At 63.4% G+C, this 16,521-nt stretch carries 11 protein-coding genes; 1 reads left to right on the forward strand and 10 read right to left on the reverse strand.

What is annotated here, in order from left to right; all coding sequences use genetic code 11:
- Positions 1-2,985 precede the first annotated feature (2,985 nt).
- Entirely contained in the window at positions 2,986-3,825 is an 840-nt protein-coding gene (locus tag CYL12_RS09835) for a metallophosphoesterase family protein (RefSeq protein WP_101847448.1), read from the forward strand.
- A gap of 47 nt (positions 3,826-3,872) precedes the next feature.
- Here CYL12_RS09835 and CYL12_RS09840 read toward each other — a convergent pair whose 3' ends face one another.
- The 10 genes from CYL12_RS09840 to CYL12_RS09895 form a co-directional block, all read right to left on the reverse strand.
- Entirely contained in the window at positions 3,873-4,190 is a 318-nt protein-coding gene (locus CYL12_RS09840) for a hypothetical protein (protein WP_233486702.1), read from the reverse strand.
- A gap of 60 nt (positions 4,191-4,250) precedes the next feature.
- A complete protein-coding gene (locus CYL12_RS17180) occupies positions 4,251-4,613 on the reverse strand; it encodes a hypothetical protein (protein ID WP_158297139.1) in 363 nt (120 codons plus the stop codon).
- A 694-nt stretch (positions 4,614-5,307) separates the two neighbouring features.
- Positions 5,308-5,538 (reverse strand): hypothetical protein, encoded by a 231-nt coding sequence (locus tag CYL12_RS09855; protein WP_101847452.1) that lies wholly within the window; start codon positions 5,536-5,538, stop codon positions 5,308-5,310.
- A gap of 287 nt (positions 5,539-5,825) precedes the next feature.
- A complete protein-coding gene (locus CYL12_RS09860) occupies positions 5,826-8,402 on the reverse strand; it encodes a galactose-binding domain-containing protein (RefSeq protein WP_199399098.1) in 2,577 nt (858 codons plus the stop codon).
- A 931-nt stretch (positions 8,403-9,333) separates the two neighbouring features.
- Positions 9,334-10,077, reverse strand: coding sequence for an acyltransferase domain-containing protein (locus CYL12_RS17185; RefSeq protein WP_158297140.1), 744 nt, complete (start codon positions 10,075-10,077; stop codon positions 9,334-9,336).
- Positions 10,074-11,285: a Gfo/Idh/MocA family protein gene (locus tag CYL12_RS09875; RefSeq protein ID WP_101847456.1), complete on the reverse strand. Its 1,212-nt coding sequence runs from the start codon at positions 11,283-11,285 to the stop codon at positions 10,074-10,076. Before CYL12_RS09875 ends, CYL12_RS17185 begins: the two co-directional genes overlap by 4 nt.
- A complete protein-coding gene (locus CYL12_RS09880; protein WP_101847457.1) occupies positions 11,275-13,413 on the reverse strand; it encodes an alpha-galactosidase in 2,139 nt (712 codons plus the stop codon). Before CYL12_RS09880 ends, CYL12_RS09875 begins: the two co-directional genes overlap by 11 nt.
- A complete protein-coding gene (locus CYL12_RS17425) occupies positions 13,410-14,759 on the reverse strand; it encodes an alpha-L-fucosidase (RefSeq protein WP_101847458.1) in 1,350 nt (449 codons plus the stop codon). The genes CYL12_RS09880 and CYL12_RS17425 overlap by 4 nt, the downstream gene beginning before the upstream one ends.
- A 30-nt stretch (positions 14,760-14,789) precedes the next feature.
- Complete coding sequence (locus CYL12_RS09890) at positions 14,790-15,611, reverse strand: carbohydrate ABC transporter permease (protein WP_101847459.1); 822 nt, start codon at positions 15,609-15,611, stop codon at positions 14,790-14,792.
- Positions 15,608-16,507, reverse strand: coding sequence for a carbohydrate ABC transporter permease (locus tag CYL12_RS09895; protein ID WP_158297141.1), 900 nt, complete (start codon positions 16,505-16,507; stop codon positions 15,608-15,610). The genes CYL12_RS09890 and CYL12_RS09895 overlap by 4 nt, the downstream gene beginning before the upstream one ends.
- Positions 16,508-16,521 lie beyond the last annotated feature (14 nt).

Here is a 16,521-nt window from a genome sequence, read left to right on the forward strand (position 1 = left end):
GGAAGGAAAGCTGAGGTCAAACTCGAATTCACTCTTTCGCTGACCATGGCCTTCCGTTCAACCTTTTCTCCATGCTGATCAGCCATCACGGTGACGCAGAGGCGTACCTGGAGGGGTGCCGGTACGTGCAGGTACACCCTCTACCAAGCGCACGGCAGTGCAAGGGCGAGGCCGCATCCCGCTGGCCGAGCGCTAGACCTATCCGCTTCGCCCCTCACTCCCGTCTTCCGCACGCTCGCGACGTGCGGAGAGGCGGTACCCCGTATCTCGATCGCTCCGAGGCGTCATGACGATGCATACGCGTGCCCCGACGGGTGCATCAACAGCAAGCGTGCCGAGCACCTTCGCGTCGGACTGTTTCCGGAATTGTTTCTGGAATCATTCCTGGAATGATTCCAGAAACGATTCCCTCGCTGATTGTGACCGCGATGCGCAGCTAGCACCAGTGCCTTCAGCGGCGTCCTCAGGCGGACCACATGGGCTGGCACACGTGGGCCTAAAAGAGCACCGATCGCAGCCGTGAGGACGGCGATCGGCGAGGAGCGAAGCTCCGAAGTAGGAGCCCGAGGAGCAACGCGACGAGCGGTGAGCCGAGACAGATGATTAGCGCAGCGTATAGCAACAGCGCCGAGCGAAAGGCCGTCGGCTTCGCCGACCAGCGGGCAAGATTCACCGCAGCGAAGCGGAGGGAAACGCAGCCCGGTGCCAGCCTCTCTTATGCTCTTTTACTCTTTCTCCCCCGCTGAGGAGCTTCAGCGACGAAACGGGTTCACTTCTGCTTCTGCATCGCAGGAAACGGACGAGCTCAGCACCATCGGCAGCACCCTCTCTCATCTCGGCCTCAGCCGGGCAGGTGTTGTCGTACGTCCGTTTCCTGCGGGTAGTCGGGGTCGAGCTGTCAACACGGGTCTGGCTCCTATTGGCCCGTGATGACAGCGATCGAGCGAAGCGACGAAGCGCCTGTTCACAGCTTTCACACGCTGCTTGTTCTTCCCCGACGCGGGGGCGGGCACGCACCCGCCTTGGCTTCTGCTGGAGCGCAGGTCGGAGCGAAGGCGGAGACCTCTCGTTGCCCGACAATCATGGGGACATCGTCCGTGTCCCCATGGCGAAATCGCGTGTCCCTATGGCGTTCCATGGGGACATCGGGGCGGTTCTCGCGCGTAATTACGCGGAATGCTTGTCCCCCTAGTTTTCGAGGTAGTGGCACCGGGGGGACAACGGTCTCCGGGAGCGAGGCGGCGCCTCTCCTGGTCGCGCTTTCGTGTATCCGTGCTGCTACAGACCGTCGAGCCGACCTCGTTCGCCGAGCGACGACTCATTCGCCTCATCGTGAGCAGGGTGCGCTGCAACCGACGCCGCGGAACGAGCCGAGCGGGCGGCTGCAGCGAGGTCGGTACTTCAAATTCCCAAACGGCGCGCGTGGAGGGTGAGGGGCTCCCCGGCGCCCTCTGACCCAGCACAACATCCCCGTCAATGCTGCAGACTCCGAACGGAGCGGGTTCGCACGAATCCACTCCGCGAAGGGGCGTGCCGTGGCCATCCGCTGGCCGCCAGCGGGCCGCGGTCTGGCCGTGCGCAGGGCCTCCGCTGGCCACTTGTCGACGCGAGCCGCGCGATGGTCACCGGAGGGTCGCTCTCTGACCAATGGCTGGCCACGGACCGTCCAACGACCGGCCAACGCACCCGAACTGGACCAAGGCCCCGGGGCGGCCAGCTCGTGGCCACTCATCGGCTCATCGCTGGCCGGTGCTGTCCGTTTCATGGCCCGCAGCGGACCTTGAGTGGGCGCGGAGTGACCGCCGGGTGGCCCGGCATCTCAGACCCTCACTCTTCGCCAGCCACAGCCCAGGTCATCGCGCGGATGCGTACCGGCGCTCGATGCGCGACTCGCACGAGCGAGCGTGCAAACGCAGGGATTCGAGCGTTCTTCCTCGTCTTCCGCGTGTCGCGCAGTTTCTGGTCATCTATGAGCACTCTTGTTCAGTGCTTGCGCGGACTGGTTCTCCGCTCCCGTGATATCGCCGGCCGCGCGCGTACTTTGGGGGCGTGATCCCGTCTCGTCTCGTCGGCACCAAGCTACGTGCACGGTTGAGAAGCACGGCCCGCCTCGAGCCGTACGAGTCGCCCTTCGCGCACGACGAACCACTTTTCCTATGGCCCCGACCGCTACTGCGCTTGTCCGGCTCGTTACCTTGCCGAGCACGCGCCGAGTGTCTGGCCTTACGACGGGGGCAACCTCAACGAGCTCAAGCACGCAATCGACTCCGCGAGTTGGCGCGGAAAGTCCCCACGGGACGGAGAGGGCTCTCGAATGACTAGCAACGCATGGCGGCAAGAATGGCCCGTGCATAGGGTGAGACTCATCGACATCACCGCGCGACATCTCGTCGATGGGCAAGCTCGCGCCAGTCACGGTGAGCTCCCTAGCTGGAACGACATAACGCCGGAGCATCGGAGCAACTTCAGCGACACGGTCGCCGCGGTCTTCGTCGCTCAGGCTCGAGCGTTCGAAGAGATCGCGTCAGACAGCGGGAACGATGAAGATTGGCGTGCATATGGGTGAGGGAACGGCCCGGAGCGCGAAGGCTGTCAGCCTCGTGGCAGGATCATCGACTCGGCCAGGGCGGCCGAGCAAAGGCCCTCGGGATGCCATCTTGATTCGACCCAGCCGCGAGCTCGGCGCCCTCCTTCGACGTGAGGGCCGTCGCAATCGCATGACAGCGGGCGAGCGGGTCGTCACGCTCCTCGCAGAGCATTTCGAACTGCCGCATTTCAGGCCAGAGCCATCGCTGCGGAATCCTGATCGGTACTGCACTCGACCCAATGTCACCAATGGCCGAGATTCAATCCTCGTGCGGCTACCGGTCGAGTTCGGCCATCTCATTAAAGAGCGCGCACGGAACGCTGAGCTGAACTACGGCGCCTACGTCCTCGTGATACTTGAACTCGCACTTGCCGCTCAGCACAAGCAACGACGATGCGATGCCTGCGGAGCACCGACTCAAGGAGGGGGCGATCTTGAAAAGTGAAGCTCAGTCGTTCGACCTCGCCGACGAGCGTGTGTGGCTCGTCGGAGACCTGCACGGCAACGCACGATGGATTCAGACGCTCTTCCCCGCCATGCGCCGACTTGATCCGACGATCCGCACCATCCTCCAACTAGGCGACTACGGCTTCGATCACGACGGTCGCGGCACACACGCCGTGGACTTCTGGGCAAGGAAAACCGGCATCGAGCGAGTGCTGGTCACGCTCGGCAACCACGAAGCCTGGGACCGCATCGCGCCCGCGCAAGCGAGGGCTCCTGGTCGTGCAATCCGGGTTAGCGAGGTCGTGTGGCTTCTTCCCAGACCGTTCAGAATGACAATCGCAGACCGCAAGGTCCTCTCCCTCGGCGGCGCATCCAGTGTGGACAAAGCCATCCGCACCCCTGGTAAAGACTGGTTCGAAGAGGAACTCATCACTCAAGCGATGGAGACACGAGCGATCCTCGGCGGACGTGCCGATCTCCTGCTCACACACGAGGCACCGGTCAATGCAGCCCCCGAAGTGCGTGCAATCATCGCCAGCAACCCTGACGGATATCCTCCTGATGCCCTGGCGATCTCGGCCGCCCAGCGCCAGCGTGTGCAGCGGGTGAGCAACGCGGTCAAACCCGTCCTCCATTTCCATGGCCACATGCACACGTACGGCACCGCTGAGCTCGGGGACGGGCGACGCGTGGTCAGCCTCGATCGCGACACGCGTGTACGCAACGCCGGCGTTCTCGATCTGGTGACGTTGACCTTCGAGCCGCTTCGAGGAGACCATCGCGGTCAATGAGGACCGCGGCGCTTGGTCGGGCATGACGGGCGGGAAGGTGAGCAGGTTCACTCGTCGAGTTGCACGGCGTTGCCCCACACCCAGCATCGGTACGTCTGCCCGGCGGCTTTGAACTCGATGCCGGCGGCGAGAGCGGTGGAGCGGATGATCCGCGCGTCGACGCGGACCGACTGGGGGCCGAATCTCACCCATGCCCGCACGCGGCGTTGCGCGTCCCACGGGTAGATCGTTATCGGCTGGGCATTCGCCTCGCGTTCGCGTTCTGTGAGCGTCTGCAGCGGCCCGTGCTTCGCGGCGTCGACGATCGCCTGATCGTGCATTCGCTTCTCGGTCGCCGCCTCACGAAACGCTGATGGTCGCCCCATGGCCGGTCTGTCCTTCCTCCGGCCGAGAGCTTAGATCCTACGTCCGACGCCGCGTGGCTACTAGGGAGTAGCCACCCAGTCGAGGAATTCGCGCATGTCGTCGGGGGTGACATCGATTCCGTGCTCGGCTGCACGACTTAGAGCTTCGTCAACCATCTCGTCGGTGATTTCATCGGGGATCGTCGTGAGACCGACCTCGGCCAGCACGTCCGCTCGCTCCTGCTCCGATGCGCCGGTCCATAGTTGCTTCATCGTCTCGACATCGACATACGACTGCGAAGTCGTCGGCTTAGTCATCGGGCTCGCGATAGGCGTCGGCAGTGTCTGTGACGGAGTCGCAGCAGGCGTCGTCGGTGCAGGCGCGGGTGCAGAGCATCCGGTCAGCACGCACACGGAGAGCAGAAGCAGGATCGTCCGACGCATGCCGCGAGTATAGGCACCGCAATCAAGCTGTAGGACGCGCGTTCTAACCACCGTGGACACTGGGTCCCCCGAAGTCGGGCGGCATCTCGACGTCATCGAGCAACTGCAGGTGGCCGCAGTGAGGACACACGAACGCGTGCGGCTCCGTACGCATCACAATGTCGCACTCCGGACAGTGCGGCTGCACGGCGAAATCGTCCACCCGACAAGCGTATGCCCGTCACCAGACGCCGATTTGCTCTCATCCGCGGAAAAACGGGGCTGCGCGCCGATAGTCCGGACAATGTGCGATTATCGGCAACTATGTACCACCCCTTGAAGTGAGAGGGGGCTGAGTTGAGATTACATCGAACCATGCGTGTGTCGTGGTCCGCGAATGGCGGTCCCAATCAGAACTGGGAGAGCATCGCCTCGCGAGCCTTCGCGACATCCATGTTTTCCCGGATTGGCCAGAGTGACGCTCCGCTCACCATCGGGAGCAGGTTCTGACTCAGTGGGTGCTGTTGCTCCCTGGCCAGTGATTCGCCGACGACGCGAGCGATACCGGCGATGAGATCAGCGACCTGAACACGTGGATCGGACTTGGAGTCGACGAGTTGAACGTCGACCAGCTCGCTGGCCAGACCCAAACGCGAGGGGGCGACGTCCTCGGGGTGAGCGAGAGCGCGCTTCGCCCATGCGATCTTCGCCGGCGTCAGCTCTTTGGCGTCGTCGTGCAGCAGCTCGATGGGCCTTCCTGGGATCGATGCCAGAAGTGCACAGCGGCACCCACCGCGGAGATCAGCGGATCCATCGTTCGGAGCCGCTCCTCGAGTCCTTCGCCGAGCTCCAGCCTCGACAGCGATCCCAAATGGTTGATCCCGGCGAACACCGTGCCCAGCACATCACGGACGATCGCGTCCTCGTCCGAGAGTAGCTGCAGCATGTTACCGATCAGGCTCGCCAGATGCGTCCATGTATGAGGTGACTTCCCACCCGCTCCAGATACATGTCATGTGCTCCATGGGGACATTGAGATCGGCGTCACGGTGGAGAACCGCGCTGCGCTCTGGCGCCGTGCCGCCTCTGTTCACTGCGACGTGACTGTTCTGGATCGCTACGCGGCAGCGCGCGAAGGCACCTCAGAGTGTACCGATGGCAACCAGCGTCGGACTGTGCCGCAATGAGAACCGAAGGCGCCTCACCTGCGGATGAGACGCCTTCGGTCGCGAACTAGTAGCCGAGCACCTTGACCTCGGCGAGGGATAGATAGTTCGTCGCGTTGAGTTGCACTCGAACCGCTTTACCTTCGATGTTCGGAGGGAGAGTGAGCGCTAGACGCGGGTTCGGAGTTCCGGCCTGAGTCGTGGACCACACCGTCGCGCCCGACGCATCGATGACGGTGACCGTGAAGTTGCTCAGCCGCTCGCCGCAGCAATCAGTTCGATTCCACAGCTCCACAGACTCAACTCGACGCGCGGAGCCAAGATCCACCTGCCACCATGCTCCTGCTTGGGTATCCGTGTGGGTCACTGACCCTGCGGAGTAGTTCCCGTTCGTGTTCCCGTCGATGGCCCGAGCGGCCTGGGCCCCGTAGAGCGTTGAACTCTGTGTGGCATTCCCTCCTTGAGCGAGATTCGTCCGGAATGGACGGACCTTCACCTCTGCCAGGCTGAGGAAGTTCGTTCCGTTCAGTTGCACCTGCACGTAGCGGCCGACTGCACCGCCCGCGTTCAGAAGCGTGCTCGGCCAGGGACGCTCGCCCTGGGAGGATGACCACACCGCGTTACCTGCCGCGTCGCGGACGCTGACGGTGTAGTTGGTGAGCCGATCTGAGTCCGAGCCGGTCGTGTCCGTGCGGTTCCATACTTCGATGTCGCCAACGGCGACGTTCGCTCCCAGATCCACACGCCACCACGCGTTGGGGTCGGAGAGAGTGTGGGTAACGCTGCCTTGCGTGAAGTCGCCACTGGTGTTTCCGTCAACGGCCTTCGAGGCCGGGCCGGTTCCGTCGCCCCCGGTGTACGTGGAGCTCTGCGTTGCAGTCTTTCCTGCGGCGATGTTCAACGGAGCCGGTGCAGCGCCGTCCGTATCGACAGTGAAGTTGACCTGCCCGTTGTGCGTGATGGCAATCGTCAGCCGCTGGTTGACGGCATCCCAACTCTGCGTCTGCGTGTACGGCCGGCCGGTCTGGGAATCCATGGCTTCGAAGGTCACGCGGGGCGCGCCGCCTTGCCATGTGCCATCTACGGTCACAGTAGTCGTGCGGATGTCGCGCGAGCTCCGGTCGTCCACGACTCGTCCAGTACCGGTGAGGACGTTCCCCGCAGCGTTCTTGACGACGTTCCCTGCCGCGTCCCGCTTCACCGTCAGGTACTCATGGATGTACTGCAGCGTCTGCGCACGATTGAAGTCTTGCGATGCGGGAACACCCAGCACGGTTTCATTCCAGAGGTGGCTGCGGTTGCTGCGATAGTTGTTCATCCGGAACGACACGCGGTTAGCGCTCTCCACCATCGTTGCGTAGGTGTGAGGACCCGCCGCGATTCCGATTGCTCGAGCCCGCGATTGAACAGGCTTGAAGCTGCTCGTCAGCACCTGGTTGACGTTCTCCTTGTAGTTGTTCCAGTACCAGGCGTTCCCGGCATGCATGAGGAACGTGTTGCTCGTGAGGAACTCCTGCGGATAGCGCGAGTTGAAGTATGGGTAGCGGGCGCCTGCCGGCACCACCTCAGGAAAGACTGACATCTCAGTGGGCGTCAGGTTGTTCGGAACCAGCGGGATGATGCCGAACTGTCCCGTGTTCGGGTGCACGTTCGAGGCAGTCAGATCGTAGGTGGGCGGGTTGAAGTTTGATGCCCCTTTGTATACGACCTTCGTTTTCGCGAGCACGTCCTGGCGCGAAGGCACGGGCACAGCCCCACTGTCGAGGTCGCGGAAGAGGGGGATAAGGCCGTGCTGGAAGGGAGCGGTGCGAAGACTGTTGGTCGAGAACATCAGGAACCCGGCCTCCGGTGCGTGGGCTGTTGCACCCTGACTTGCCGCTCGCTGGATGCTCTGAGCCATGAGAGCCTCGGGGTTCTGGAGGTTGTCCTTCCAGGTACGGCTGCCGATGTTCGGGCCGTACACCTGTCGGTGGCGCTGTTCCGCCCAGTGCCACTGGTCTGTCGCCGACCCCCAGTTCCCTGCTATCCCCGCCAGCCACAGCCCATGGAACAGGTTGTCGGTACTGATATTGGCCTCGGTCTCCTTGTTCATCAGGACGACGTTGGCAGAGTGGGCGCGCATCGCGTCCAAGACACCGGTGCTGGTGTTCTCCAGGTAGTTGACGATGTTGCCGTGGTTCGAGTCGGTCCAGCTGAAGATCAGCCCGTTGTCGCCGGCGGCATTGATGAGGGTGGCCACGCGGGGCCCGTTGGAGCTGACGTTCCCCCAGTACAGTTCAGCGATGTTGATACCGACAAACGAGCTGTATGTGGCGGCAGTCTGAGCCCAGAATGATGCGGGAGCGACGGAGCTTGATCCACCGTGCAGCGCTTGCACTGAGCAGGGGATGCCGTTCGCTTGACAGATGGCGAGATTCGAGGTGACGAAGTCTTTGAACGCTTGAGAGTCACCGGGATACACACCGTCTGGGATGAGGTTCACGACGATGTTGTCCCGCAGGTCCGAGGGAACTTGCTCCCAGGTCTGCGCCATCGTCGTTCCCCCCTCCGTTTCAGCAGTCCCGGGGTAATAGCCAAGGATGATCAGCGGATCCTCCCGTGAGAACGGATGTCTCAGCGGCGGATCAGCCGCGTACGCCGGCACGGTAGGCGCCACGAACGCCGCGGCCAGCCCGATAGCGGAGACGGCTATCGCTAGCGCCTTCTTCCCGCGTCTAGTCAATGTTGTGGCCACAATCGTTCCTCCTCGAACGCCAAGGGGCGGGATTAACAGACCACTCTTTAATAAATGGTCGATTGATTCCTACCAGCGGGCGGCGCCGCACGTCAACCCTTGGAGCGATGGAGCCCGCTTAGCGCAGGCCTGGACACCCTGACGCCGGCCCTGCTCCGAGCGCCGCAACTTGTCGCTCGAGCTCGCGATTACTCACTGTTGACTTGTCAGTTTCGTGCACGGGCCCCGGCACGAGGCCCCGCGTCCCCATGGCTGCGGCACGTTCGGCAGCCGGCTGACTGCTCGGCGATGTGCTCCGCAACACGCTCTCGCCCCATACCCTGCGGCACATTCGACGCTCGGAACGCGAATCCACCAAGAGAGACGTCTGCCAAGGACCTGCCAAGGTCAGAAAGTGCAACTTTTTCCCGGTCACATGACGAAAACGACCCTCCAGCCAAGGTTGCCAAGTGCGGGGTGTTCTATAGGGGGTTCCAGAGTGAAGTTGGGCCTATCTCTCTTACTTCTTTCTCTTTCTTCTCACATAACAGATCTACTACTTGGCAACCTTGGCAGGGGCCTCCGATCCCAAGCGGGAGTAGGGCTCTCTCCAGCCAAGGCCACCTTGGCAGAGCTTGCCGGACTTGGCAGAAACGGTGCTTTTGGCGCAGATCGCGCGCAACGGGGTTCCCCACCACGAGACGGTTACTACCAGCCAAGGCACCAGCGAGTTCGAAGTGGTATCCGCCCCTTGTGGGGCAACAAGGTCAAGGCCGACGAGTGAGTCGGTTGAACCCACCGTCCCGAGCAAGGAGACGTCTGCCGAGGGCGGCAGTCTTCACACGGTCGACGCCCCGTGGAGTCAGTGAGAGTGTCGGGCCTTCAGCACTCCCGTTGGCATCGTCCAATTCCGACCGCGGCGCAGCGCTGAGGCGACCACTCGCTCAAGCCGCGACTTGGTCGGCAACGCGGGGTCGAGGACCTCGACGAGCGGGCGACGAAAAACGAACCTCGCGGCCTCCTCGCTGGCCAGCAGCGTCTCCTCATCGCCCGAGACGATGTCGAAACGCTCAGCGAATGCCGCGATGTTCGACCCGGCAAGCGCCGATGACAGTCGGAGGTCGAGAAGCCAACTCGTACACGCGTACCGCGCGCTCCCGGTCAGCTCAGAGGCGCGGGCCAATGCGGCATCGACATCAGCTGGCAGCAGTGGTCCGAGTTCAGGGACGTGCAGGTGATGACCGTGTTCGCTCTCGCGCATGGAGACCTGAAGCCGCCCGGCGCTGAGCACGTCCGCTCGCATCAGCTCAAGCATCCATGGCACAACCGACGCGGCGCCGTACAGTCGGTGCTTTCGTCCGACGTCGATCAGCGTCTCGCGTGTCACGCCGGCGGGGACATCGGCTTCGCGGTGGCGCTCAAGTGCGACGGGTACGAGCTCGATCAGGGCACGCGCCACGGCGGCGCCCGACGCCCCGGGATCGATGGGGTGGGGCACCCCTTCAGTGCGGCGAATCAGCGCTCCGAGCTTGTCGACGAGCTCCCATGACACAGGCTCGTCGCGTTCGACGGCTTCAAGATCGACTAAGGCTGCGTGCTGCGTCATGAGGCTATGCCCGGGTCCGATGTAGATCGACTCTGTCCGCCCTCGAAGTACGCGACCAGCTCCGGTGAGAGGGCCGGCACGTTCTGCACGTGACCACCTGATCGAATCGACTCGGTCGCCGCGATCCCCGTCGCCACCGCGTCTCTTGCGGCGACGGGAGACGTATCGGTACGACCACCGTGCCGCACGAATCGCAGGAACTCAGCGATCAGGAGATCGTCGGCTCCTCCGTGGATCGCGCTCGCTCCCTCGGCGAGCTCGGTTACACGGTGTACCTCGTCGGGCTCTCCTGCGCCGTGTGTGCGTCGACGCCAGATGCGTACCTCTGCGTCGATCTCGTCTCCGAAGTTCTCCAGCCGGCCCTCGCTGCCGATAACCGTGTAGTTGCGCCAGTAGTCGGGCGTGAAGTGACACTGCTGGTAGGAGGCGAGGACGCCGTTGGACAACGTCATATTCACCTGCGAGAGGTCTTCAACGTCGAGGATCGGCGCCATGCCGGTCTGCGCGGTCGGCGGCCAGTTGTTGAGGCTGAACCAGTCCTGCATTCGCTCACCGGCATGGTCACTGCGATCTGTGATGTCGCCGTACACGGCCAGCGCCCCCATCGCATTCACGCTCATCGTGCGAGCGCCGCCTAGCCAGTGCAGGACGTCGATGTCATGCGCGCCCTTCTGTAAGAGCAGGCCCGTGGTGCGTCGGCGGTCGGCGTGCCAGTCCTTGAAGTAGTAGTCGCCGCCGTGACCTACGAAATGGCGGCACCAGATCGCCTTGACCTCCCCGATACGCCCGTCGAGGATCAGCTGTCGCATGAGCACGATCACCGGCATGTGCCTCATGTTGTGGCCGACGTACAAACGGGTTCCGGTGCGGTGCGCTGCTTCGAGGATGGTATCCGCGTCCGCGATTTTCGTCGCCAACGGCTTCTCGCAGAACACGGGAACGCCCGCCTCCAGCAGTGCCACGGTCACATCGGTGTGCTGATCATCGGGAGTGAGCACCAGCGCGGCGTCCACACCGGCGCTGATGAAGTCGTCAAGCGTGTCGGTCACGAAGGCATTCGGCAGCCTCTCGCGAGCGTCTGCTCGGCCGCGCTCGGCTGTATCAAGCACTGCCGAGACAAACGAGCCCCGGCCCGGGCGTTGCACCTGGTCAGTCAGCTGAGCTCGATGCCCGAAGCCGACGATGCCGATACGAAGGTCAGTGGTCATCGGAGGTCTCCTCTCTCACGCGGGTCAGCTCGATCAGGGCGGCAGTCTCGGGGCGCAGTGGGGGAAGCGAGAGTCCCGAGCGCGCGAGCACGGAACCCCCCAAGCGGAGCGGTGCGTTCAACGCTGCGTCGAACCAGGCCGGCCCGGTGCTCGTGCCCCGATCCGGCACCCCGAGCTCCGAGCGCACACGGACGTCATACCCAGCGCTCTCATCGAGCCCGGGGATCTGGACTCGCGCGGGGCGTCCGGCGGTCATGCCGATCTGGACTACAGCGAAAAGCGCACGGCTCCGATCTGGACTCACCACACCGAACAGTCGGACTGCTGGGTCGAACACGTCCGCGTTCACTAGACGCCCGGACGCCATCAGCGCACGGGTCTCTCGATAGAGTTCGGCGAACTGCGTTAGTGCGTCACGTTCCGCCTGATTCACCCGGAGCAGGTTCATCTCTATACCGGCGTGAGCGAACAGCGCCGTGATCAAAGGCAGGGTCCCGTTGATCCTGCGGCCGGTGGTATGTGCGGTCGCGGCGCCAATGTGCGAGCCGATGAGCTCCAGGGGAAGCAACAACGACGTCCAACGGTGGATTCGCTCGCGCTCGAGCGGATCCAAGGTGTCAGACGGCCACACCCGGTCTGTGCGCTGCAGGATGCCGAGGTCCACGCGCGCGCCACCCGAGGCGCACGACTCGATCTCCAGTTGACGATGCCGCTGACGCAAGGCATCCATGAGGGCGTACACGGCTCGCGTCTGCGCGTGGCTGGCAGCCTCGAGCAGATCGCGATTGTGGTCCCACTTGAGGAAGTCGATCCGGTACTCGGATATCAGCGCGTCGAGTCGCTCGAGGAGGTATTCGTAAACCGCGGGCTGCGCCACGTCGAGTACGTACTGTGCTCGCGATGGCCAGCCGTCAGCGGGAGTCAGCAACCACTCTGGGTGTTTACGCGCGAGGTCCGAATCGAGGTTGACCATTTCCGGCTCCACCCACAGCCCGAACTGCATGCCGAGCGAGCGCACATGGTCCGCCAAGGGGTGTAGACCCTCCGGCCATGAGCCTTCGTCGACATACCAGTCGCCGAGCCCCGCCGAGTCGGTAGTGCGGCCGCGAAACCAGCCGTCGTCGAGCACGAACCGCTCGACTCCCACGTCAGCCGCTTGTTCCGCGAGCCGCAGGAGCGTGTTGACGTCATGGTCGAGATACACCGCCTCCCAGGTATTCAGCGTGAGGGGCCGTGGGGTATGCGGGTGATGTGGCCTGGCACGCAGACGGGCGTGGAACCGATCCGAAATGCCGTCGATTCCGGCATCGGACCACGTGAACAACACTGCTGGTGCGGAGTACGAGGTGCCCGGATCGAGTATCACTTCACCGCGCCTAAGCAGCTCTCCGCCGCTAAGAGCGACGGAGAGGTCTCCGGCGCCGTCGGCTGAGCGCTCAACATAGCTTCCGTGGTCGCCGCTCCACGCGACGTGCATCGCCCACAGTTCGCCTCGGCGATTGGTGAACCCTGCGGTGCCGACCAGGGTGACGAAGGCGGCGTCATGGCCCGGACGTCCACGACGATGCTCTCGAGCATGAACCCCAAAGGAGACGGGATGCCGTTGTGGAATCCGTTCTCCGATCCATGCGCCGGTGAAATCGAGGATCTCGTCGGCGCGCACCGGCAGCGGGAGCACCGCATCCAGTCCGTCTACGGTGAGCGCTTCTTGGCCGATATTGCGCACCGTGCGCCGATGCTCGAGCACGCCGTGCGGATCCAGTGCGAGCTCAACGGTGATTTCGGCGAGCGACGCTTCATCTCGCAGGACCAGCCGCGCTGCCGCATCCTCCAGGTTCGCCGAGATCAGGCGCGGCCGCGGGGTCGTCGCGATCCCGGACCGGGAGAGGACAACGGCGGGGCGACCGGTCCAGGCGTCATCCTCGGTGGGAAGCACGCCGAACAGCAGCGGGTCGTCAGGTGTCGCGTTCAGACGAGCTGGGACAGCAGCATCACACAGCGCTAGAAGCGCACGATCATCGAGGGCGCCGAGATCCGGACCCCAGTGCACCACCCGCGCCCGCTGGTGTCGGCAGTCGACGATGAGCGCGACGCCAGCGCTGCGCAGCAGCAGGACCTGCGGGCTCACGAGCCGTGCTGAACTGACTGTGGCGTCAGACGAATCGTGATCACCGTGTCGACGTCGTCGGGCAACGGATACGTCAGCGCCGGGTCGCCCTCGCCGAAGCTGACGAATGCCGTATCGGGATACGCCTCGATGAGCCAGGACTCCGCCCGCTCGACCCGCTTGCCGCTGATCTCGAGCGAGTCGATGCGGGACGCGTCGACACCGACAAGTGCAAGAGGCCCGACCGGAGGCTCGAACACGTGCGCATAGAGCACGTCTCCCTTGCGCGTGTAGTATCCCCACTCCGGCTTGGGCAAGTCGGCAGCGCCTGCGCCGTAGATGCTGTCGCCGTTGCGGGAAAGCCATGCCCCCACCTTGGCGAGGATCTGCTGCTCTTCCGTGACGATGTGGCCATCGGGGTGGGGCCCGACATTGAGCAACAGGTTGCCGCCCTTACTGACGATCTCGACGAGCTTCCTGATCAGCATCCGAGGCGACTTGTAATCTTCGTCGCCGAAGAAGTGCGTCCAATGGTTGTTGAGGGTGATGCACGCCTCCCACGGCACGGGCTGACCCTGCAGGTCGAGAATCCCCTCGGCGGGGATCAGCTGTTCGGGCGAGACGAAGTCGCCGGACCATGGCAGAGGCGAGTCGGTGATGATCGAGCCGAAGCTGCCCCCGTTGGCCTCGAGACGGTTGTCGAGCAGGATTCCGGGTTGGAGTTCGCGGACCATCTCGACGAGCTCGCCGGCGCGCCAGGCCTCACCGGTCAGGTCGTCGTACGAGAAGTCGAACCACATGAGGTCGAGCTGGCCATAGTTGGTGGCGAGCTCGCGCACCTGGGCGTGCATGAAGTCGAGGTAGCGGTCGAAGTCGTGCTCGACGCCTTCGTACGCGGGGTCGTCACGGTGAGGATGATGCGCGTCGCCGAAGACCGGGAAGTCGGGATGCGACCAGTCGATCAACGAGAAGTACAGCCCGACTTTCAGCCCATGGCGGCGGAACGCCTCGACGTACTCGGCGACCACGTCGCGCCCGAAGCCGTTGTGCATGGACGTATAGGTGGAGTGCGCGCTGTCGAACAGGCAGAAGCCGTCATGATGCTTCGCGGTGAGCACGGCGTACTTCATGCCCGCCGCGACTGCCGTGCGTGCCCACTCGTCGGCGTCGAAGGCATCAGGGGTGAACCCGTCGATGAAGGGTTGGTACTCCTCCATCGAGATGTTCTCCCACGAGCGCAGCCATTCTCCGCGGCCATGGACGGAGAAGGCTCCCCAGTGGATGAACATGCCGAACCGGTCGGCCCGGAACCAGTTCGTTCGTGCGTGCCGGTCGTTTGCGACTGTGGACAATTGCGTTTCGAGCATGACTACTTTCGGTGTTGCACCCATCGCAGGTCAGCCCTTGACCGCGCCGGCGACCATCCCCGAAAGGATGTAGCGCTGCGCGATCAGGTACACGACGAGGACGGGGATGATCGTGATTACGAGGTTCGCGCTGACCAGCGCGTAATCATAGGTGTGCAGCCCCTGGAAGTTATAGACGGTCATGGGCATCGTCCACGTCTTCGAACTGGAGGTGAGGAACAGCACGTTCTGGAACTCGTTCCACGCATAGGTGAAGAGCAGCACCAGAGCTGTGAACGTCACCGGCTTCATAAGCGGGAAAACCACGGTGAAGAACATGCGCAGCGAACCCGCGCCGTCGATGATGGCCGCCTCATCGATCTCCCGCGGGATCTGCCGGACGAAGCTGACGAAGATCAGCACCATGAACGGGATCTGAGTGGCGATGTCCGAGAGGATCAGGCCGAGGTGCGTGTTGTAGAGGCCGAGCCATTGCAGCACCCGGATAGCGGGGATGAACGAGAACGGGGCGATCAGACCAGCGATCAGGTACATGTACAGGCTCGAGGTGACACGGCTCGTGCGGCGGGCGATAAGGAAGCCTGCCAGCGCGCACACGGTGATCGTGCCGCCCGTGACTCCAATGGTGATGATCGCACTATTGACCAGACCTAGAGCGACGCTGGGGTCGGAAAGCACGGTGACGTAGTTGTCGAAGCGCCATTCGGTCGGCAGGGTAAGGGTGAATCCGGACGCTTCGGTCTGCGACTTGAACGAGTTCAGCAGCACGAGCACCATGGGGACAACGAAGAGGATGCCGACGGCGAGGGCGACGACATAGGTCGCCGCGTTCCGGCTCAGTCGCTCTTTCATGACATCCTCGCTTCAATCCGGCGGCTGATCAGGTGGATGATCATCGCGATGATGGTGATGATGGCGAACTGCACGAAGCTGATCGCGGAGGCGTAGCCGAGGTTGGTCGTACCCAGAGCTTTCGCCAGGAAGGTGGTCATCACCTCAGTGGCGTTTCCCGGTCCGCCGCCGGTGGTCGCATAGATGATCTCGAACGACTTAAGACCCGAGATGAGGGTGAGCAGCGCAGCCAGGCTGATGGTCGGCGCGACGGTGGGGAGGCTGACGTGGATCGCCCGTTTGAAGCGCCCCGCGCCGTCGACCTCCGCGGATTCGAGCAGCTCTGCAGGTACGCCCTGCAGGGCAGCCAGCACCAGCACGACGGTCCAGCCGACGCCCATCCAGATGTCGATTGCCGTTACGGAGAACAGGGCGAGGTCGAAATCACCGAGCCAGTCCTGCGCGATGAAGCCGAGACCTATGTTGCGAAGGAACGAGTTGAGCAGGCCCTCGTACGACAGGATGAACCCGAACACGATGCCCACGACGATGGTCGAGAACATGATCGGCATGTAGACGACCGCGCGCAGCACGTTGCGTCCGAGGAAAGCCCGGTTCAGGAAGAACGCGAGCAGCACACCGATGCCGGTCTTTCCGATGGTGGTGATCAGCGCGTAGACGAACTGGTTTGCCATCGCGCCGAGGAATGCTTCACCGTGCGTGCCGAACAGTAGCTGGAAGTTCGCCAGTCCGATGAAATCCTGCCGCTGCGACATGGTCGACGCGTTCGTGAAGCTCAGCCAGAGCCCGAGTGCGGCGGGGAGCACGAAGAAGACGCTGAAGATCAGAGTCGCCGGTGCCCCGAACCAGTACGGGTACGCCTTGGCCTCGGTTCTGCTCTTGGCACGTCTCTGCATTACTCCCCGCCCCA

This window comes from Zhihengliuella sp. ISTPL4 (assembly GCF_002848265.1).
Lineage (GTDB): Bacteria > Actinomycetota > Actinomycetes > Actinomycetales > Microbacteriaceae > Microbacterium.

Excerpts from the sequence above, each read along its gene's own strand:
- CYL12_RS09840 (WP_233486702.1), bottom strand. The coding sequence starts at position 4,190 with ATGGGGCGACCATCAGCGTTTCGTGAGGCGGCGACCGAGAAGCGAATG.
- CYL12_RS09855 (WP_101847452.1), bottom strand. The coding sequence starts at position 5,538 with ATGCTGCAGCTACTCTCGGACGAGGACGCGATCGTCCGTGATGTGCTG.
- CYL12_RS17425 (WP_101847458.1), bottom strand. The coding sequence starts at position 14,759 with ATGCTCGAAACGCAATTGTCCACAGTCGCAAACGACCGGCACGCACGA.
- CYL12_RS09835 (WP_101847448.1), top strand. The coding sequence starts at position 2,986 with ATGCCTGCGGAGCACCGACTCAAGGAGGGGGCGATCTTGAAAAGTGAA.
- CYL12_RS09895 (WP_158297141.1), bottom strand. The coding sequence starts at position 16,507 with ATGCAGAGACGTGCCAAGAGCAGAACCGAGGCCAAGGCGTACCCGTAC.
- CYL12_RS09890 (WP_101847459.1), bottom strand. The coding sequence starts at position 15,611 with ATGAAAGAGCGACTGAGCCGGAACGCGGCGACCTATGTCGTCGCCCTC.
- CYL12_RS17180 (WP_158297139.1), bottom strand. The coding sequence starts at position 4,613 with ATGCGTCGGACGATCCTGCTTCTGCTCTCCGTGTGCGTGCTGACCGGA.
- CYL12_RS17185 (WP_158297140.1), bottom strand. The coding sequence starts at position 10,077 with ATGACGCAGCACGCAGCCTTAGTCGATCTTGAAGCCGTCGAACGCGAC.
- CYL12_RS09875 (WP_101847456.1), bottom strand. The coding sequence starts at position 11,285 with ATGACCACTGACCTTCGTATCGGCATCGTCGGCTTCGGGCATCGAGCT.